Annotated in this window: 13 protein-coding genes; 6 read left to right on the plus strand and 7 right to left on the minus strand. The window is 66.4% G+C overall.

The annotated features are described in order from the left end of the window. Positions 1-206 precede the first annotated feature (206 nt). On the plus strand, positions 207-1,112 hold the full coding sequence (locus D472_RS0104365) for an IS4/IS5 family transposase (protein WP_017603284.1): 906 nt from the start codon (positions 207-209) through the stop codon (positions 1,110-1,112). 26 nt (positions 1,113-1,138) lie between these two features. Here D472_RS0104365 and D472_RS0104370 read toward each other — a convergent pair whose 3' ends face one another. The 4 genes from D472_RS0104370 to serC all read right to left on the minus strand — a co-directional run bounded on the left by D472_RS0104370 (position 1,139) and on the right by serC (position 4,798). Next, positions 1,139-1,537 (minus strand): VOC family protein, encoded by a 399-nt coding sequence (locus D472_RS0104370; RefSeq protein WP_017603285.1) that lies wholly within the window; start codon positions 1,535-1,537, stop codon positions 1,139-1,141. 115 nt (positions 1,538-1,652) lie between these two features. After that, entirely contained in the window at positions 1,653-2,117 is a 465-nt protein-coding gene (locus tag D472_RS0104375; protein WP_239642913.1) for a hypothetical protein, read from the minus strand. A gap of 456 nt (positions 2,118-2,573) precedes the next feature. Then, positions 2,574-3,578, minus strand: a complete 1,005-nt coding sequence (locus D472_RS0104380; protein WP_017603287.1) for a glycerophosphodiester phosphodiesterase family protein — start codon at positions 3,576-3,578, stop codon at positions 2,574-2,576. Between the two features lie 98 nt (positions 3,579-3,676). Beyond that, on the minus strand, positions 3,677-4,798 hold the full coding sequence (gene serC, locus D472_RS0104385) for a phosphoserine transaminase (protein ID WP_026117372.1): 1,122 nt from the start codon (positions 4,796-4,798) through the stop codon (positions 3,677-3,679). Positions 4,799-8,802: 4,004 nt separating this feature from the next. Between serC and pdxH the strand changes: the two genes are divergently transcribed. The 3 genes from pdxH to D472_RS0104405 all read left to right on the plus strand — a co-directional run bounded on the left by pdxH (position 8,803) and on the right by D472_RS0104405 (position 12,941). Further along, positions 8,803-9,456 carry a pyridoxamine 5'-phosphate oxidase gene (gene pdxH / locus D472_RS0104395; RefSeq protein ID WP_017603290.1) on the plus strand — a complete coding sequence of 218 codons (654 nt, stop codon included), beginning with the start codon at positions 8,803-8,805 and terminating at the stop codon, positions 9,454-9,456. A gap of 360 nt (positions 9,457-9,816) precedes the next feature. Beyond that, on the plus strand, positions 9,817-10,515 hold the full coding sequence (locus D472_RS0104400; RefSeq protein WP_017603291.1) for a metal-dependent transcriptional regulator: 699 nt from the start codon (positions 9,817-9,819) through the stop codon (positions 10,513-10,515). 152 nt (positions 10,516-10,667) lie between these two features. Continuing rightward, a complete protein-coding gene (locus D472_RS0104405) occupies positions 10,668-12,941 on the plus strand; it encodes an ATP-binding SpoIIE family protein phosphatase (RefSeq protein ID WP_017603292.1) in 2,274 nt (757 codons plus the stop codon). Positions 12,942-13,815: 874 nt separating this feature from the next. On the opposite strand, the gene D472_RS28565 is transcribed toward D472_RS0104405, so the two are convergent. Then, positions 13,816-13,983 (minus strand): hypothetical protein, encoded by a 168-nt coding sequence (locus tag D472_RS28565; protein ID WP_017603294.1) that lies wholly within the window; start codon positions 13,981-13,983, stop codon positions 13,816-13,818. A 26-nt stretch (positions 13,984-14,009) separates the two neighbouring features. Continuing rightward, on the minus strand, positions 14,010-15,152 hold the full coding sequence (locus D472_RS0104420; protein ID WP_017603295.1) for an acyl-CoA dehydrogenase family protein: 1,143 nt from the start codon (positions 15,150-15,152) through the stop codon (positions 14,010-14,012). Positions 15,153-15,349: 197 nt separating this feature from the next. On the opposite strand from D472_RS0104420, the gene D472_RS0104425 reads away from it, so the two are divergent. Next, a complete protein-coding gene (locus tag D472_RS0104425) occupies positions 15,350-17,383 on the plus strand; it encodes an MDR family MFS transporter (RefSeq protein ID WP_017603296.1) in 2,034 nt (677 codons plus the stop codon). A gap of 123 nt (positions 17,384-17,506) precedes the next feature. Beyond that, entirely contained in the window at positions 17,507-18,649 is a 1,143-nt protein-coding gene (locus D472_RS0104430; RefSeq protein ID WP_026117373.1) for an acetyl-CoA C-acetyltransferase, read from the plus strand. Positions 18,650-18,698: 49 nt separating this feature from the next. Here D472_RS0104430 and D472_RS0104435 read toward each other — a convergent pair whose 3' ends face one another. Continuing rightward, positions 18,699-19,346: a hypothetical protein gene (locus D472_RS0104435; RefSeq protein ID WP_017603298.1), complete on the minus strand. Its 648-nt coding sequence runs from the start codon at positions 19,344-19,346 to the stop codon at positions 18,699-18,701. Positions 19,347-19,497 lie beyond the last annotated feature (151 nt).

The following is a 19,497-nucleotide window of genomic DNA, read 5'->3' on the forward strand; positions in this document are numbered from 1 at the left end:
GTGGTGGTCGATTCGCCGACAGGAAGAAGCCAGGAGTGCGAGGACCCCCTCGTCCGGTTCGTGCCACCTAGACGGCCGAGGGGCCTCGTCCCCCATGCATCCAGAACGTGAGTGCTCGCGCAATGACCTAAAAACACTGCCTAGATCGTTGATGGGAAATCCCTGAACCTGCTGCGGGCATAGCGAAGGGCGTCCAGGATCGGTGTGTGAAGACTGACCTTGACGCCCTTCTGACAGCACTCTACGTCCATCTGGACGACGATGTGCTCCCTTCAACGAACCGGCCTCGTGGGCCGGGCCGGCCTCGCCTGCTCACCGACGCCGAGCTGGTGTGCGTGGCCATCGCCCAGGTCCTGCTCAGATGCGACTCCGAACACCACTGGATGCGGGCCGCCCCGGCCCGGATCGGTCACCTGTTCCCCCGCCTACCGTGCCAATCGGAATACAACCGCCACCTACGCGCGCTGGCCCCGGTCCTGCTCACCGTCGCAATGTGGTTGGCCCGCTCCATCCCCACCTGGTGGGAGAGTCTGCGGTTGATGGATGGCACCCCCATCCGGTGCGGCGCTTCCCGGGTGACGGTCCACCGCTCCGGTCTGGGCCAGATCGCCGGGTATGGGATGGACACCTCCCACCACGCCTTCTACTGGGGCGCCAAGCTGATGCTGATCACCACCGCCGAGGGGGCGGTGTGCGCGTTCAGTCTGGCCCACCCCAAAGAGCTGGACGAGCGTAAACAGGCCCTGCATCTGTTGCACGCACAGCAGTGCGCACCCGCCCCGGTGCCGATCGTGTGCGACAAGGGTTTCGCCGGGGCCGGGATCCAGGCCGCGGTGGCCCGGCTGGGGCACACCATCGTGCGTCCGGCCCTGGAATCGGAGAAGAAACGCGGCCAGGGCCCGTCAGGGTTTCCTGGCTGGTTGCGTCAGAGGATCGAGGCGATCATCTGGACGTTGAAGGACCAGCTCGGGCTGGAGCGGCACCGGGCCCGGACCAGCGAGGGGTTGTGGGTCAGGGTGTGTCAACGGATCTGCGCGCTCAACGCCGCGATCTGGCACAACTGGCTGATCGGTGCCCCGGTCAAGCGGTCGTTGATCGCTTACGACCACTGACCAGGACACATTTTCCCATCAACGATCTAGCGGTCTCGCGATCGTAGAACGCAGAACTCATTGCCCTCAGGGTCGGTCAGGACGGTCCAAGGCACGTCCTTCTGTCCCACCGAGACCTCATTGGCGCCCATGCCGAGCAGCCGGGCGACCTCTTCATCCCAATCGTCCTTCGTGTGCGGGGCCAGGTCCATGTGCAGTCGATTCTTGACCTGCTTGTCCTCGGATACCCGGACGAAAACCATCCCGGGTGGGTAATGTGCCCATTCCTCATGGGAGACGGCGTCGGTTCCCATCCATGGTGGGATGAGGACGGTCTCTTCATCCGATTGGTAGAGGACTCGCCAGCTGAGTACCTCGGACCACCACAGGCCCTGAGCCACGGGATCGTGGCAATCGACGACATTGCTATACCAACGGACCGGCATCTCTCCCCCTGAGTGCGGTTCGGCGGACGTTGTCGACCGCCAATTTATCACTCATGGTCAAAGGATCGATTCCGAGAGTGATGGTCGAGGGGTTGCCGACGTGGGTTCATCCGTCCTACGCTTTCAGAGCCCTTTGGCGACGCAGTCGGTCCACCCATGCCTGGGCGGTGTACCTCGGGACGTCGTAGTGCTGCGCCAACTTGCCCACGCTCTTGGTGTCTAGAAAGACCTTCTTCACCTCTTCGGCGTCGGGCATGCGGCGATAGGGGCGGCGTGAGGCCGAAAAGGCGGCCGGATCCTTCGTCGGCTTGGGATCGTTCGCGGAGGGCGTATTCGTCTCTTTCCCGGGAGCCGAGTTCAGTGCCCGGCCGGTCTTGCTCAGCGAACGGACGAAGCTCTCGAAGTCGACACTCCGCATCGCGTCGAACAGGAAGTCGCCTTCCTCGGCTTCTTGGGGTATGTGGATGTTCAGTTCCCGAAGCTGTAGCGTGCGGTTCTCGGCGTACTGCATCGTCGCGTTCACTGCGACGACATCTTGGTCGAGCTCGTCACTGTCCCCGTTGTAGAATTTGATGGACACCACACACTTCTTCAGTGTGGTCATCGGAAAGGCCCCCTTGTTTTCGGGCTGTCCGGGCTGAAACCGACCGAGAGAGGCGCCATTGCGCCTGTCGCGATCAACGTAGCGTGAGCATCCAGGGTGGCTCCGCTGGTTTGAGAGTGCAGATTCACACCTAACGAGGCCAATGATACATCACGTGAACTGGTCTAACTCTTCGCCGTAGGCTTGATGTGTTGTGTCTACACCACTACCGTACGTGGCTTTGCGCCTTGAGTAAATGAAGATTTTCTTCGTGTTCTGGGTGGTCATCCTCTCACCGCTGTGGGGCGAGCCGTCGTTCGGATGGCGAAAGAGCAACGGACATGGTGAGAGATCGAGGCGGTGGACACCACACCTGGAGGCGATGCCCGCGCCTGGTACTTCGACCTCGCAGTGTGTGAAGGGCGGGGACGGTCCCTCTTCCTCCGGGCCCACCTAGTCGATGGGCTGCGGGTCCAGGAAGTGTTCTCGGCACAGGAAGGCGTGCCGGGAGAAGTCGGTGAACACCCCATCCACACCGAGCTCGAAGAACACCTCATATTCCGCGGCGAAACCCCCGTAGTCCTTGGGGTCGCCGTCCGAACGCAGCTCGGTGGGCAGGAAGTGGTTCTCGCTGCGGAACGTGTACGGGTGCACCAGCAGGCCGGCCTCGTGTGCCTTCTCCACCAGGTCGGTGGGCTCACCCAGGGAACCGTCCTCGCCCGTGGGAACGATCAGACTCTTGTGCGGGCCGATGGCGTGCGCGAACGTCGCCACCTCCGCCAACCCGTCCGGGGTGGTGTAGTGCAGCCAGTGCTCCTCGGTGCCCATCAGGTACACCAGGGGCAGCTCCGTCTCGGCGAGCGCGCGCAGGCTCTCGGCCTCGAAGGACTGGAGGAACACCGGAACCTCGGGTTCCTCCCCGACCAGCTCCGCCTCACGCAGCGCGGCGATCAGCGTCGGCTCCAGGGCCAGCCCCTGGGACACGTGGTAGGCGGGGTGCTTGGTCTCGGGATAGATCCCGATCGGGCGCCCCAACTCCTTGGTCAGGGAGAAGGCCAGCTCGATGACCTCCTGGAGCGTGGGGACCTGGTAGGTGCCGTCCATCACCGCGTTCTCCGGGCGGACCTTGGCCATGCGTTCCCGGGCGCGCAGGGTCTTGATCTCGGCCAGGGTGAAGTCCTGGGCGAAGAAGCCCTCCACGGTGCGCCCGTCGATGGTCCGAGTGGTGCGCCGGTCGGCGAACTCCGGACGATCGGCCACGTCCGTGGTCTCACCGATCTCCTGCTCGTGCCGGCAGATCAGTTCACCGTCCTTGGTGGCGACCAGGTCCATCTCGATGAAGTCGCCGCCGTGCCGGGCCCCCAGCTCATAGGAGGCCAGGGTGTGCTCGGGCCGATGTCCCGAAGCGCCCCGGTGCGAAATGATCTTGATGGGGAGTTCCTTCTTGTTCCTGCGCACAGTCGAACCGTCCAGACAAGCGATGAGCGAAAGTGAAATGAGGAGGCCGACCCACGTGCGGCGGGTCGGCTTCCATTCTCCAACGTGGGCGGAGCGATTCAGGACAGCTTGGTGAGGACGTGGTCGATGCACTCGGTGAGCGCGTTGACGTCGCTGGGCTCCACGGCCGGGAACATCGCCACGCGCAGCTGGTTACGACCCAGCTTGCGGTAGGGCTCGGTGTCCACGACACCGTTGGCGCGCAGCACCTTGGCGATCCGGGCGGCGTCGACGTCGTCGGAGAAGTCGATGGTGCCGACCACCTGGGAGCGCTTGGCCGGGTCGCTCACGAAGGGTGTGGTGACCGAGCAGCGGTCCGCCCAGTTGTAGAGGATCGAGGAGGACTCGTGGGTGCGCGCCACGGTCCACTTCAGACCACCGTTCTCGTTCATCCACTCCAGCTGCTCGGCCAGGAGCAGCAGGGTGGCCACGGCCGGGGTGTTGTAGGTCTGGTCCTTGGCGGAGTTGGCGATCGCGGTGGGGAGCGAGAAGAACTCGGGGACGTAGCGGCCGCTCGCGGCGATCTCCTCCACCCGGGCCAGGGCCTTGGGCGACATGATCGCGATCCACAGGCCACCGTCGGCGGCGAAGCTCTTCTGCGGCGCGAAGTAGTAGACGTCGGTCTCGGTGATGTCCACCGCGAGACCGCCCGCGCCACTGGTGGCGTCCACGAGGACGAGGGCGTCCTCGTCGGCGCCGGCGACTCGCGCGATGGGCGCGGCCACACCGGTGGAGGTCTCGTTGTGGGTGAGGGCGTACACGTCCACCCCGGCCTCGGCGACGGCCTCGCCGTGGTCACCGGGGTCGGTGCTGATGATCGTGGGCTCCTCCAGCCATGGGGCGCCCTTGGCGACCTTGCCGAACTTGCTGGAGAACTCGCCGAAGGACAGGTGCTGTGACCTGGAACGGATCAGACCGTGGGCGGCGATGTCCCAGAAGGCGGTGGTGCCGCCGTTGCCCAGTACCACCTCGTAGCCGTCGGGCAGGGAGAACAGGTCGCTCACCCCGGCGCGGACCCGGCCCACGAGGGACTTGACCGGCTTCTGCCGGTGGGAGGTTCCCAGATAGTGGGAGCCGGAGGCGGCGAGGGCGTCGAGTTGGGCGGCGCGGACTTTGGACGGGCCGCTTCCGAAACGGCCGTCGGCGGGCAGGAGTTTCGCGGGAATCTGAATCTCGGTCACACCGCACAGGGTAGTGGTGGGTGCGGCGACACCGCCGGTCAGGGCGGTGGTTGGTGGCGTGAAACCACGTGATGATCGCAAGGGGTTTTCACATCGGTTGTTCTCCTGGCCGATATAGGCCAGTGATAATTCTGCCGAATCGGGTGAAAAACGGTTCTCCCTGTTGTCTAATAGGTCGGCTGTTGGGGGTGGCGAGCGACGGAAGTTCTGGGAAGGAGGCGGCCTCGTGGCCGACCGGACACCTGAGAATCGCACGACCGAAGGCACGGATCGGGGACCGGATGTCGGCCCCGGATTCCTCAGGGCCTTCGAGGAACTGCGTGCCCGGCCGAGCCGGAAGCTGTACCGACGACTGCGCCGGATGGAGTCCCTGGTGTCCCGCCGCCGTCCCGCGGGCAAGGGCGACATCCAACGTGGTGATCTCGCCGAACCACCGCCCGTGCTCGACCTGCTCCTGGACCGCTCCGGTGATCGTGCCGAGGTCCGTCGCATGCTCATCGAGAGCTGTGCCGTCGACCCCGTGTGGACCCTGCCCCGCGAACCCACCGCCGAGGCGGAGGACGCCCCGTCCGAGGGGAGAGCACCCGAGGAGGCGGTGGACAAGCCCGCCCCCGGCCCGGCCGAACGTCTCCGACGCGGCCGTGGGTACCTTCTGCGGTTGTGGTCGCGGCCCGAACCGCTGGAGACCATCCCCCACGACCTGCCTCGTGACCGCTTCAAAGCGCGGGGGTCCGACACCGAGGTCACCACTGACGAGCTTTACGACCTCATCGAACGGTTGGTGGACGGAGGCTTCGCTTGGCGGGAGGATCCACCGGTTCCACCGAAGGGCCGACGCCCTCCGCCACCGCCACGTCTGCCACGCCTGCGCTCCCTATTGTGGCTAAACCGNCTACGCCGATGCGATCTCGCCCGGATCCGCCGCGACACCGAGGGGGAGAGCTTCGAGAAGACGTCCGAACACGGACACCTGCCCAATTCCAGTCTTGCCCAGATCGAGGTCATCAACGGACTGCGCGAGGCCCGCCTGAAGCGTGCCGTCGAACAACGGGACGGGCTCTTGGAGCGGGCCCGTCAGGCCGCGGCCCACCCCGGTTCCACGGTCGCACCGCACCGATGGGAGATCACCCGAAGCCGAGCCCTCGTGCATTGGCGCAGGCTCGCTCGCGTGGCCGCCGTGACCTCCCGCTGGGTCACCCGTGTCTCCGGCAAGGCCACCTTCGGGCTGCTCGACGAGAAGATCCTCACCCCGCTGGCCTTCATCGTCTCGCTCGTCGTCGCGGCCACCCCCTTCGCCTTCATCGGCCTGGCCGCCCAACAGCTCAACGAACTCGTTTCCCTCTTGGCCGGTCTCGTCCTGGCCGCCGTGTACCTGCTCACCGTGTTCTTCTTCTTCGTTCCCTGGCGCCCGTACCGATGGCTCGACCACCATCGGTACGTCATGGACCGCCCAGAGGAAGAGGAGGACGATCAACAGGACCGGGACCAGGGCCGCCTTGGGCGGCATCGGGCTCGCGGCGTCCACCTCCTCAACGAACTCCACCGGCCCGACCGCAACAAGGGACGGCTCGGCGGCGCCGAGGAGCCGGATACGCCCCGACCACCCGCGACCCACCGGATCGCGGTCAACGCCCTGCTCGACGACCTCCACGCCGCCTACGGAGCCCACCGACCCCGTGGCCGCGCACGCGGGTCCCGCCCCGTGCTCATCTTCGATCAGCGCGCGCTGGGCAGGGTCGATCGCTACCTCGTCCGCCTGATCGAGGACGAACGGTTGCGGCGTGCCTTCCCCGACCCCCTGCTCCTGGTCCAGATCCGTGACCACGAAGTGGACGCGCCGCTCATCGGATCCGAGGTCGACGTCACCCGGCACGGCCACCTGCCCGAGTTCGACGGCACCGACTTCCACTGCCGGCCCGTGCGCCGGTGGCTGTGGGAACGGCAACGCTCCGGGGCCTTGGGCGCCTCCAGGACCCTGACCCTGCCCGTGGCGCCGCTGCCCCGGTCCTGGCGCGGACGCACCTGGCGGACCGAACCCACGTGGGTGTTGACCCGGCCGGCCCGGGCCGGACTCCTCACCGGGGGAGGCGCGGTGACCACGGCCCTCCTCGTCGTGGTCGGTCTGGTCCTGGTGCCGGCCCAGGTGCAGGCGTTCCGTCCCTGCGTCCAGCGGGGCGTCCTGGAACCGATGGGCATCACCAGGATCGACGACGGTCGAGGAGGACACGACTGCGTCGGGGTGACCTTCGGTGACTTCTTCTTCAACGAACGTCTGGAGGAGGTCACCGAGCTCATCCGTGAACAGAACGAGGAGGTCGACAAAAGTGGGGAGCCCTACGTCACCATCGCCCACCTGGCCGAGCTCAGTTCTCCCAAGACCGACGACCCGGCCCTGGCCGGTGCCCACGGCGAACTCCTGGGGCTGGCACACCGGCAGGCGGAGCACAACAAGTACGGGGGTTCGCAGATCCCTCGGATCAAGCTCTTGATCGGCAACGCCGGGCACCAGTGGGCCGGGGCCCGGATCACGGCGGAGGAGATCGTCGCTCGGGCGGAGAGGGAGGGCCTGGGCATGGACCGGCCGGTCGCGGCGGTGGGTTTCGGCCACAGTGTCGCCCCCAACAGCGAGGCGATCCACAAGGTCGGGGAGGCGTTCCTGCCCATGGTGGGCACCACCGCCACCTACGACGACGTCGCCCAGTGGCGCGACCGCGCGCACAACGAGTTCTACTTCCCGGTGGCCCCCGCCAACACCCGGATCGCGCGCCAGGCGGCGCACTGGGCCCGCTATGGAGTCTCCTGGACCGACGAACAGGGAAGGGAACGAGGGCTGCCCGAGCACCAAAAGGTGGTCGCCCTGGCCAACGCGCAGACCGACCCCGAGGGCGACCGACACGAGCAGTACGGACCGCACCTGGCGAAGGAATTCGTCAAGGCCTTCGAGGAACGGGGCGGCCAGGTGTGGGAGGGGGCCAAGACCCCGGGCGGAGCTCCGCCCGAGAACGGCGCCCACGACGGCAACGGGGTCCTGCTCTACCAGGACTTCGGCGAGGACGAGGGCGGCACCACCCTGCGCGAACACGTGGATCGTCTGTGCGCAGCCGAGGATCCCCCGGACCTGCTCTACTTCGCGGGACGTTCCAGCGACTTCGTCGATTTCTACCAGCACTTCTCCGCAGCCGGACCGTCGATCTGCAGTGGCGGCCGGATCACCCTTTTGGGTGGCGACGACATCTCCAAGTCGCTGAGCGACGAGGCCGACCGGGTGCGGTCGAACGCCAAGAGGCACCCGGTCTACTACACGCCCTTGGCCCCCAGCGGGCCATGGGGCGACCAAGGGGACGTCGAGGGTGACACGGGCGCCGGAGACCTCGGGTTCTACGACGCCGTCGACCGCATCCTGGAGGACCTTCGAAAGGAGCACGAGGACACCGATGGGCAGGAGGCCGCGCGCGATGAGATGGAGCAGGCAGGGCTGCGTCCCTCCCTCGCGCACGCGGCGATGGGCAATGACGCGCTTTTGGTCGTTTCGAGGGCATTGCCGCCCGTGGGCCTGAGCCGGGAGGAGCTCACCACGAAGAACCCTCTGCGTCGACTCGGTCTGATCCGACCGCCGTTCCTGCGAACCGAGGAGCGGTACGAGGACTACCGGGACTCGGTCCATGCGGGGATCAAGGGCATCGATCCCCTCAACGGGCTCACCGGGGTCTCCGGTTACATCGCGTTCGATTCGGACAACGACGGCAACTGGTTCGCCGGTCGCATGGTCCAGTTGGTGTTGGCGGGGCCCTCCCAGCGCAACCCGGAGACCGGACGGGAACAGGTCCAGCACGTCATCCAACGGTGCGGTATGCGCCATCAGGACCTGCCGGAACCGGGGGAGGAGTGTCTTTCGGTGACCTCGGGCGGTGGGACGGACGACCAAGGGTGAGCGAGGATCGGTGGACACGCGGGAAGCGGGGGCCGGTCCGCTCCGGCGGGCTCCGACACGAGATCATGCGGGTGTGGACGACCAGAACCCCGCCGAATTGCGAGAACCGTACACGGGTGACCCCTTGCGCAGGTCGGACCTGGCGGACCTGCCGATGGATCAGTTCCACCGGTGGTTCGGGCAGGCCTACGAGTCGGGGCTCGCCGAACCCAACGCCATGGTCCTGTCGTCGGTGGAACCGTCCGGGTTCCCCCGCTCTCGCACCGTACTGATGAAGGGCTACGACGCCTCAGGCCCGCGCTTCTTCACCAACTACACCTCTCGCAAGGGGCGGGCCCTGGACGCCGACCCACGGGCGTCGGTGGTGTTCCCCTGGCACGCCATCCGCCGTCAGGTCCTGATCACCGGGGTGGTGGAGCGCCTCGACGACGAGGAGAACGACCGCTACTTCGCCTCTCGGCCGCGTGGCTCCCAGTTGGGCGCCTGGGCGAGTGAACGTCAATCCCATCGAGTGGCCGACCGTGAGGAACTGGACCGTCTCTTCCACGAGTTCGACACGGTGTGGGGGGAGGGCGAGCCCATCCCCAGGCCCTCCTACTGGGGCGGATACCGGTTGCGCCCACACGAGGTCGAGTTCTGGCAGGGCGGCCGGGACCGTATGCACGATCGGTTCCGCTACCTGCGTCGTGAGGACGGGGAGTGGGAGATCGACCGTCTCGCGCCCTAGAACGAGGTGATCTTGGTCGCCTCACGAGCGGGTTCGGACGAATATGGGATGAATGGTGTCGGGCTCGGGACCTTCGGGTAGTTCACTTTTCAACCACATGTCCTGGGGATCCGTGACCTCGGCCCCTTGCGTGTCGGGGAGCGGGCGAGTCGACAGCGCCCGAATAGTGGGACATGATCGAAAACCATGCTCGGTGCGTCACGATATGCTTGACGCATCGGTGGTCGCTCCCGCGGTCCTGCGGACGTCCCGGTCCCCACTCGGCTCCTGGGAATCACGTGGTCCCGGCCTGTGTTGTGAGAGACCCGCCGTGCCCGATCGTGACCGCGCGCCGGGCACAGAGCCTTTGGGAGGGGAGTCTTGACCGCACACGGGCTGATCGACACCACGGAGATGTACCTCCGTACGGTCTTCGAGCTCGAGGAAGAGGGAATCGTCCCCCTTCGAGCTCGTATCGCCGAACGCCTGCACCAGAGCGGCCCCACGGTGAGCCAGACGGTCGCTCGCATGGAGCGCGATGGCCTGCTGCGGGTCGAGAACGACCGTCATCTGGTGATGACCCCCCAGGGCCGCAGACTGGCCACCCACGTCATGCGCAAGCACCGACTCGCCGAGCGGTTGCTCGTCGACGTCATCGGGCTTCCGTGGGAGGACGTCCACATCGAGGCCTGCCGTTGGGAACACGTCATCTCCGAAGCGGTGGAGGAGCGCCTGGTGAAGCTGCTCAACGCCCCCTCGGTGTGCCCGCACGGCAACCCGATTCCGGGGCTGGAGGAGCTGGGCCTGAAGGGCTACGCCCCCGAACCGTTCACCGACGACTCCATCGTGCCGATGGTGGACGCCGCGTCCAACACGGACACCACCGTCACCGTGCGTCGCATCAGTGAACAGCTCCAGCCGGACGCCGACATCATGCTCACCTTGCGCGAATCCGGGGTACAACCCGGACAGGAAGTGGTGCTTCGGGCTTTGGACGACGGAGTGCGGATCATCGGCGAGAATGGTCACACGGACCTGCCCGCCGACGTCGCCGGACACGTCTTCGTCGCCAAACCGTGAAGCGTTCGTACACGTTGATTGGTTGCTCATCGGGATTGTCTCAATGCGCTGCGGGAACGTTGACGATGTTGCTACGCTCGCTCCAAGGTGCGGTCGTTCGGGGTACCCGGAGCAGGCATGTATGCAGCTCATGACGGCGAGGTGGCGGCTAGATGACACGGTGGGGTGAGCCCTTCCGGGAGAGCGACGCGCTCGCCACGGCCGCGATCGTCGATCAGGCACAGATCGCCATCGTCGTCATCGACCGGTTCAGTCTCCTGCGGTACTGGAACCCGTACGCACGCGAGCTCTTCGGGTTCGCCGACGGGCGTGACCACGTCGGCCTGTCCCTGCTCGACATCGGTATCCACGAGTCCGATCGCGAACACGCCTCCCAGTTGGCGCGTCGTGTCCTGCGTGGCCAACCGTGGGAAGGCACGTTCGCCGTGCTCAAGGGCGACTCCACCTGGATCCACGTACGGGCCCAGGCCGTGCCCATGCTCGACGATGACGGCGAGATCGATGGCATCGCCCTCATCGCCCGCGAGGCCCTGCGCAGCGGCCGGGTGGAAGAGCAGTACGGACTGATGGAACGGATCGGCAGCCGGTTGGCCGGTTCCCTGGAGTTCGACTCCACGGTCAAGGGCGTGGCCGGAATCCTGGTCCCCCAGTTCGCCGACCACTGCTTCATCGACCTCTACGACCACGAACGTCTGATCAGGCAGGTGTCGGTGCACGCCGAGGGCTGGACACCGCCACCCCACACCTGGTTCGGCGTCGGGGACGAGGTCCGTTACCCCGAACGTCACTTCGTCACCCAGGCGCTGCGCCGCCAGGAGACCGTGGTCAGCAGCGACTACCTGTACGAGAGTTCGCCCAACGACCGCTCCGACCGGGTCTCCCGCCAGGTCGGCGTCACCTCCGCCATCGCCGCCCCGCTCCGGGCACGTGGAGAGGTCTTGGGCGTGCTCACCTTGGCCCTGTCCGGTCTGTCCCCACGTCAAAAGAGCAGCTACGGCGGCTTCGATCGGGATCTGATCGGCGCCATCGCCTCCCGGGTCGCCCTGGCCATCGACAACGCCCGTCTGTTCGAGGAGGAGCGCAGTACCGCGCTGGCCTTCCAGAACAGCCTGCTGCCCAGCGAGTTTCCGGCCCTGGACGGGCTGACCGTGGCCCACCGCTACCTCCCGGCCGGCCCTCTTCAGGCACACGGATACGGGGTGCAGACCCAGGTGGGCGGTGACTTCTACGACACCATCCCGCTGTCCGCCGGACGTGTGGGGCTGGTCATCGGTGACGTGGAGGGCCGTGGGCCGCACGCCGCCGCGGTCATGGGTCAACTCCGGGCGGCCCTGCGAGCCTTCGCCCAGGCCGACCGCGAACCCGCCGACATCCTGCGCGAACTCGACGAATGGGTCCGCCAGTTGGGCACCCCGGACGGGGAAGGCGGCGTTTGGATCCCCAGCGTCAGCTGTCTGTACATGGTCTATGACGCCTGGTCCAGGGAACTGTCCTACGCCAACGCCGGGCACGCCTCACCTTTGTTGGTCACCTCCGATTCCGTGGACACCCTGGACCTGGAGGTCACCGATCGAATGCTGGGCGTGCGAGCCAAGGGCGGTTCGGGCGAGGACGTCGTCTACCACCAGGCCGAACTGCGTCTCCCCACCGGTGCGACGCTGGTGATGTACACGGACGGTCTGGTGGACCGCAGACCACTGGGCGGCCAGGCCGATCCGGAACGTGCGCTGGCGCGGATGGTCGAGCGCGTCTCCGAGGTCGCCGACAAGGACGTCGAGCAGATCGCCGAGGCGGCCATGTACAGCGTGCCGGGCGAACTCGAGGACGACACCGCACTGTTGGTCGTGCGCACCCACTCCGAGGAACTGGCGCTACGTGAGGGTTGGTTCCCCTCCGAGGCCTCCACCGTGGGCGAGGCCCGTCATCTGGCGGCCGACACCTTCAAGGAATGGGGTGTGGACCGGGACCAGGCGGAACTCGCCTGTCTGCTGGTCTCGGAGATCGTCACCAACGTGGTCATCCACGCCACCCCGCGTCCCGTGCACCGGGAGTTCACCGGGGTCGGGGTGTTGGATTCGGAGGTTTCGCCGGCCTCCGGGGACGTCGATGAGTTCGACGAGGACTGGAGTGATCTGCTGGAGGCCGTCGCGGAGGAGGACGAGTCCGGCAACGACCCCGGTGAGAAGGAGTTCCTGCTCCGGTTGCGCCGTGGTGCCAACACCGTGTGGGTGGAGGTCTTCGACCACGACCTGCGGTTGCCTCGGATTCGCAGCGCCGCCGCCGACGACGAAGGCGGCCGTGGCCTGTACCTGGTGGAACAGCTCGCCAGTCGATGGGGATCGCGTCCCACCCCGGACGGTAAGGCCGTGTGGTTCGAGATGCCCATGCACGCCGAGGCGGACGAGCCCGGTGACGACCAGGCGTAGCCGGGGATGGCTTCGCGGGTCGAGGCCCCACGGCCGATAGCCGGCTTCAAGCCGGGTCCTTGGCTCGGACTTCCGTGAGTCCTGATCGACGTTGATCGTACCCGATTCGAATTTTCAGCACTTTTCCCTGGTCGGGAGCCATGTCGGCTCAAACCTGTTTTCCGGATCTAAAAAAATGACCCGAACACGCCTTGTCAATCCGTAGTCATCTGGTTACTTTATTCAGTGGTAAACGGTCGTCCCCGCAGTGAGAACGGTGGTGCGTACATTGTCCGCCGGGGAGAGAAGGCAGAACTCGGGTTTCGGCCCAACCCTTGGGGAACAAGGTCCCTATGGGTTCTCAGGCCCTTCTCTCCGTTCCCCGAGGTCTAGCGGCGAAAAGAGTGCGGTGCCCCTCGGGGCCTTCGGCCCGGTGGTCGCACCCCTCGCCCCGATGTTCATCCGAACCCGTTCGGCGCTCTCCGGTCATTACCGTGTGACCGAAGAGAAAAGGCGATCCGCTTTCGAGTCCGGCGCGCAGGGATGCCATTCGCGCATACTCGCCGACCCTGGTGGAAGTTCCGCCGAAGGGGCGAGCGCCTCGGGAACGTGGAACGAAAACCGCCTGAGTCGGTTCGAGCCGGACAGCGCCAATTCCTATTCTCACAACGAGTGTGACGCCGGTGGCCGGTGGGCTTACGTGTGTACGTCGCCCAAGGCCCCGCCCGACGGGATCGTCCCCGACCCGTACGCCTGACCATCGAGGCCGAGGCCAGAACGGCCGGTCCCCACCCGCCTACGGGATCGTTCGTTCGAGCCCGGCCGCTTCCCAGGACGCCGAAGGACCCATCTCGGGGGGAGATGGGTCCTTCGGTGCGTTCCGGGTCCTTGGGCGTCAACGCCAGGACCAGGCCCACAGCAGCAGGCAGACGAAGATGAAGACCACCACGATCGCACTGGTCTTCCAAGGGATGTGCACCTTGGGGCGGAGTCTGCGAACACCGAGGATCAGCAGGATGATCAACAGCCCCATCACGATGAGGCCGTCCCACGCTCCGCTCATGACCGGGACCCTTCCAGGTGGGGGTTCTACAGGCCCAGGCCCCGGCCCACGATCTCCTTCATGATCTCGGTGGTGCCACCGTAGATCGTCTGGACGCGCGAATCCTGCCAGGCCCGTGCCACGGGGTATTCCATCATGTATCCGTACCCACCGTGAAGCTGGAGGCAACGGTCCATGACCCGGTTGCACATCTCGGTGGTCCACCACTTGGCCTTGGCCGCGTCCTCGACGCTCAGTTCACCCCGATTGAGCAGTTCGACCGCGCGGTCGACATAGGTACGCCCCAGATCCACTTCGGTGGCCAACTCGGCCAAGACGAAACGGGTGTTCTGGAAGCGCCCGATCGGGCGGCCGAAGGCGGTGCGCTCCCGGCAGTACTCGATGGTGTGTTCCAACATGAAGGAGGCCGAGGCCACCGCACAGGTGGCGATGGACAGCCGCTCCTGGGGCAGGTTCTGGAGCAGGTGGATGAACCCCTGCCCTTGAGTGCCGATCAGGTTGGCCACGGGTACGCGCACGTCGTCGAAGAACAGCTCCGCGGTGTCCTGGGCCTTCATGCCGATCTTGTCGAGGTTGCGGCCACGCTCGAAGCCGGCCATGCCGCGTTCGACGGCGATCAGGGAGAAGCCCTGCGAGCCCGCTTCCGGGTCGGTCTGGCACACCACGATCACCAGGTCCGCGTTGATGCCGTTGGTGATGAAGGTCTTGGCGCCGTTGACGACGAACTCGTTGCCCTCACGCACGGCGGAGGTCTTGATTCCCTGGAGGTCGCTACCGGTGCCCGGCTCGGTCATGGCGATGGCGGTGATCAGCTCGCCGCTCGCGAAGCCCGCGAGCCAGCGCCGTTTCTGCTCATCGTTGGTCAGGCCGACCATGTACGGAGCCATGACGTCGTTTTGGAGGGTGAAACCGAGACCGCTGGCGTGGGCCCCACAGATCTCCTCGTTGACGATCTGGTTGTAGCGGTAGTCGTTGAGGCCGGTGCCTCCGTACTCCTCGGGCACACCGTGACCGAGGAGGCCGACCTCACCCGCCCTGGTCCATACCTCGCGGGGGACGACGCCGTCCTCCTCCCACTGGGCGTGGAAGGGGACGACCTCTCTCTTGAGGAACTCGGCGACCGATTCCCGGAAGAGGTCGTGGTCGGCGTCGAAGAGTTCCCGCTTCATGCGCTGCTCCGGAGGGTGTCGGGCGTCACTGTGTCCTCACACGGTAACCGAATCAAATTCGGTTTTGAAGATCGGGGGGCAAGTCGGGGCAAAGTTCCCGTTCGTGTGGGCGGTTCCTCGTAGGTGGACCGAAAGGAGTTTCTAGTGTGGCCACAGCGGGCCGGACGCGGTCCACTGTGGCCAGGGGAGGCGATTCGATGGTCCGCGGCGGTACCGCCGACCGGAGGGAACGGAACGACCAGCACGGCGGTCGGATAGCGCTGATCATGAGCGCCCTGATGCTCACCGTCCTGCTCTCGGCGCTGGACCAGACCATCGTCTCCACCGCCCTGCCGACGATCGTCTCCGAGCTGGGAGGGCTCAACCACCTGTCCTGGGTGATCACGGCCTACCTCTTGGCGGTCACCGCCAGTACCCCGCTGTGGGGCAAGCTCGGCGACCAGTTCGGTCGCAAGAAGCTGTTCCTGACCTGTATCGCCATCTTCCTGGTGGGCTCGATGCTCTGCGGGATCGCCCAGGACATGCTCCAGCTCATCCTCGCCCGTGGTTTTCAGGGCCTGGGAGGTGGGGGGCTGATGGTGCTGGCCTCGGCGATCATCGGTGACGTGGTCTCCCCGCGCGAACGTGGTAAGTACCAGGGTCTCTTCGGGGCGGTCTTCGGCATCTCCAGTGTCGCCGGTCCCTTGCTGGGCGGGTTGTTCGTGGACCATCTGTCCTGGCGTTGGGTCTTCTACGTCAACCTGCCCCTGGGCCTACTGGCCTTCGTGACGGTGCTGCGTTTCCTGCCGAGCCGATCGACCACCCACCGACAGAACATCGACTACGCGGGGATCGTCCTGGTCGCCGCCACAGCGGTGTGCTTGACCCTCATCGCCTCCTGGGGCGGCAACCTCTATCCGTGGCTGTCCTGGCAGATCATCTCCTTGGCGGTGGGCGCTCTGGCCTTGGGGGTGGGCTGGTGGTCCACCGCCCGCAGGGCCTCCGACCCGGTCATCCCACTGGGACTGTTCCGTGACTCGACCACCGTCGTCGCCATGGGCATCGGGTTCTGCGTGGGTTTCGCGATGATGGGATCATTGGCGTTCCTGCCCCTCTTCCTCCAAGTCGTGCACGGCCTTTCGCCCACGGCCTCCGGACTGCACCTGCTGCCGATGGTGCTGGGGATGCTCGTCACCTCGGTCATGGTCGGTGTCCTGGTCACCCACACCGGGCGTTACAAGCCCTATCCCATCGCGGGGATGGCGATGACCTCCCTGGGGTTGTTCTTGATGTCCCGGATGGGGCCGGACAGCTCCCTGGTGGAGATGAGCGCGTACTTCTTCGTCCTGGGTGTGGGGCTGGGGCTGGTGATGCAAGTGGTGGTCGTAGTGGTGCAGAACGCCGTCTCCTACGACGACCTGGGCGTGGCCACCTCGTCGGCCACCTTCTTCCGGTCGATCGGTGGTTCGTTCGGCACCGCGGTGTTCGGTGCGGTCTTCGCCGGACAACTCGCCTCGAACCTGACCGAGCGCGCCGAGCAGATCCGGTTGCCCCCGGGGGTGGAGCCCATGGACCTGGAGGCCGACCCGAGGGTCCTGGACCGGTTGCCGCCCCGGGACCAGGCAGGCTTCCTGGAGGCCTACGCCGACGCCATCGACGTGGTCTTCCTGACGGCCGTTCCGGTGGCGGTGGTCGGGTTGGTGCTCGCGGTGTTCCTGAAACAGATCCCGCTGCGCACCACCATCGGTACCCCTGACCTGGACGCGAGCGTCTCGCCGGTGGCGGCCCCGAGCCGCACGGCGCTCGCCCAGGTCGAGAAGGAGATCTACGAGGCCGCCGGAGCGGAGGGCGCCGAGACGATGTACGCGCGACTGCGGGAGGCCGCTGGACTGGAGCTGTCCGTCGAGGGCTGTTGGGCGCTCAGCCACCTGGGGGTCAAAGGGCCGCTGAGCGCGGGCGAGTTGAACCGGATGTCCGGGATAGCGGTCTCACGATGGGAGACCGTGCACGCGGAACTCCTGGAAGGCGGATACCTGGTCTGTGACGCAGAACCCTGGGAACTGAACAGTCGGGGCGAGGACGCGGTGCGGAGCCTGTACGAAGCCCAGCGCACCGCCTTGCGCTCGCTGCTCTCCGACTTCGGGCCGGACGAGCACCCCGACGTGGTCGAGGTGTTGGAGAAGGTCACCGGGGACAGCCTGGGCAACAGCGAGGACGCCGGCAGGTTCGGGCGAACGAAGGGGCCCGAGTGAGCTCGCGGTGCGCGTGAGCTGCCAAGGGAGGTCGAAGGCGGGGGCGGGGTCTTGCCCGGGGAAGGAAACCGAATACAGTTCGGTTCAAGTAGGACGACACATCCCCGCCCCTTGGAGGACCCCGTGGCCGAGGCATACATCGTCGGCGCAGTACGCACCCCCGTCGGCACCAAGAAGGGCGCGCTGGCAGCGGTGCACCCCGCGGACCTGGGGGCGCACGTCCTCAAGGAACTGGTCGAGCGCACAGGGGTCGATCCCGCCGCCGTCGAGGACGTCATCATGGGAGTGGTCAGCCAGGCCGGTCCACAGGCCCTGGACCTGGCCCGCACCGCGTGGTTGTCGGCGGGTCTGCCCGAGACCGTCGCCGGCGTCACCATCGACCGTCAGTGCGGCTCTTCCCAGCAGTCCATCCACTTCGCCGCCCAAGGCGTGATGTCCGGTACCCAGGACCTCGTGGTGGCGACCGGTGTGGAGAACATGGGCATGGTGCCGATGGGCGCCAACGCCCAGTTCGCCATCGACAACGACATCCCGCTGTACGGCGAGGGCTGGAACGAGCGCTACGGCACGCAGGAGATCTCCCAGTTCCGTGGCGCCCAGCTCATGTGCGAGAAGTGGGGCTACAAGCGCGAGCAGCTGGAGCGGTTCGCCCTGGAGAGCCACCAGCGTGCCGCGGCCGCCTTGGAGGCCGGCTACTTCGACTCCCAGATCGCTCCGATCGCCGGGGTCGCCCAGGACGAGGGCGTACGCGCCGACACCACCCTGGAGAAGATGGCCGGGCTCAAGCCCCTGCGTGAGGGCTGGGAGCTGACGGCGGCCGTCGCCAGCCAGATCTCCGTGGGCGCGGGCGCTTTGCTCATCGCCTCCGAACGGGCCGTCAAGCAGCACGACCTGACCCCGCTGGCCCGTATCGTCCAGCTCTCCCTGGTCGGTGACGACCCGGTCTACATGCTCACCGCGCCCATCCCGGCGACCAAGATCGCCTTGGAGAAGGCCGGCCTGAGCATCGACGACATCGACGTCACCGAGATCAACGAGGCCTTCGCCCCGGTGCCGATGTCGTGGATCGACGAGTTGGGCGCCGACCCGGCCAAGGTCAACCCCAATGGCGGCGCCATCGCCCTGGGGCACCCGCTGGGCGCCACCGGTTCGATCCTGATGACCAAGTTGGTCAACGAGCTGCACCGCACCGGTGGCCGCTACGGCCTTCAGACCATGTGCGAGGGCGGTGGCCAGGCCAACGTCACCATCATCGAACGCGTCTGATCCTTGGACCTGAGCGGGCCGCGCACCTTCTGGGCGCGGCCCGTCCGGGTCAGGGGGCCCGCACCAGTAGTTCCGCGAGGAATTCGTCCAGGGGCTCCTGCGCTTGGCTCCAGGGGCCGACCCCATGGATGCAGGAGAGGGAGAAGCGCAGCTCGTCCTCACCGTGCCAGAAGACGCCCACCCGGGAGCCGGCGTCCGTTTCCTCGTTGACGGTTTCCACGGTGGTGAACTCGACGACCCCGCCCTCGTCCGTGGGGAACTCGACCGGGTCGAGTGTGGTGATGGGAGTGTCGTCCAGATCATCGGTCAGGGGCGACTCCGACATCGTGAGCCACAACAGGGCGCTGTCCTCAATACTATGGCCCGCTTCTTCCCTGTATTTGGCGTTTCCCTCCATGAAGCCGAGAATGATGCTGCATCCGGCACGCATGTAGACCTTGACGTCCACCGAGGCGTCTTCCTCGGGGGCTCCTTCGGGGAGGCCCTCCGGGATGAGCCAGGCGAGGTCACCGTCCGGGGGGAGGGTGTCGTACTCACGCTGGGGCTCCTCGACCTCTTCCACGACGTCGGCTTCTTCTGGTGTCGTCTCGGTCGCCTCGGTCGTCTCGCCGCCCTGGGCGCAACCGGTGATCAGGAGCAGGGACAGTGCTCCGGGGAGTAGGGCCGTTGTCTTCAGTACGTCTGAAACCTCTGGCATGTCCTACATCGTGACATAGGCGGTTTCGCCAGATCCGGGCTCACCGGTGGGGATCGAAGCGCTCCAAGATCAGGGAGTATCACCCGCATCTCCTCCAAGAGGCCGGACATGTTCCCCCCCGCTCCAGGAGCCGGATGTGGCGCACTGGTAC

Origin of the sequence: Nocardiopsis alkaliphila YIM 80379 (assembly GCF_000341005.1) — a bacterium.
In the GTDB taxonomy this organism is placed as follows: Bacteria; Actinomycetota; Actinomycetes; order Streptosporangiales; family Streptosporangiaceae; genus Nocardiopsis; species Nocardiopsis alkaliphila.

Excerpts from the sequence above, each read along its gene's own strand:
- D472_RS0104370 (WP_017603285.1), bottom strand. The coding sequence starts at position 1,537 with ATGCCGGTCCGTTGGTATAGCAATGTCGTCGATTGCCACGATCCCGTG.
- D472_RS0104405 (WP_017603292.1), top strand. The coding sequence starts at position 10,668 with ATGACACGGTGGGGTGAGCCCTTCCGGGAGAGCGACGCGCTCGCCACG.
- D472_RS28565 (WP_017603294.1), bottom strand. The coding sequence starts at position 13,983 with ATGAGCGGAGCGTGGGACGGCCTCATCGTGATGGGGCTGTTGATCATC.
- D472_RS0104420 (WP_017603295.1), bottom strand. The coding sequence starts at position 15,152 with ATGAAGCGGGAACTCTTCGACGCCGACCACGACCTCTTCCGGGAATCG.
- D472_RS0104425 (WP_017603296.1), top strand. The coding sequence starts at position 15,350 with ATGGTCCGCGGCGGTACCGCCGACCGGAGGGAACGGAACGACCAGCAC.
- D472_RS0104435 (WP_017603298.1), bottom strand. The coding sequence starts at position 19,346 with ATGCCAGAGGTTTCAGACGTACTGAAGACAACGGCCCTACTCCCCGGA.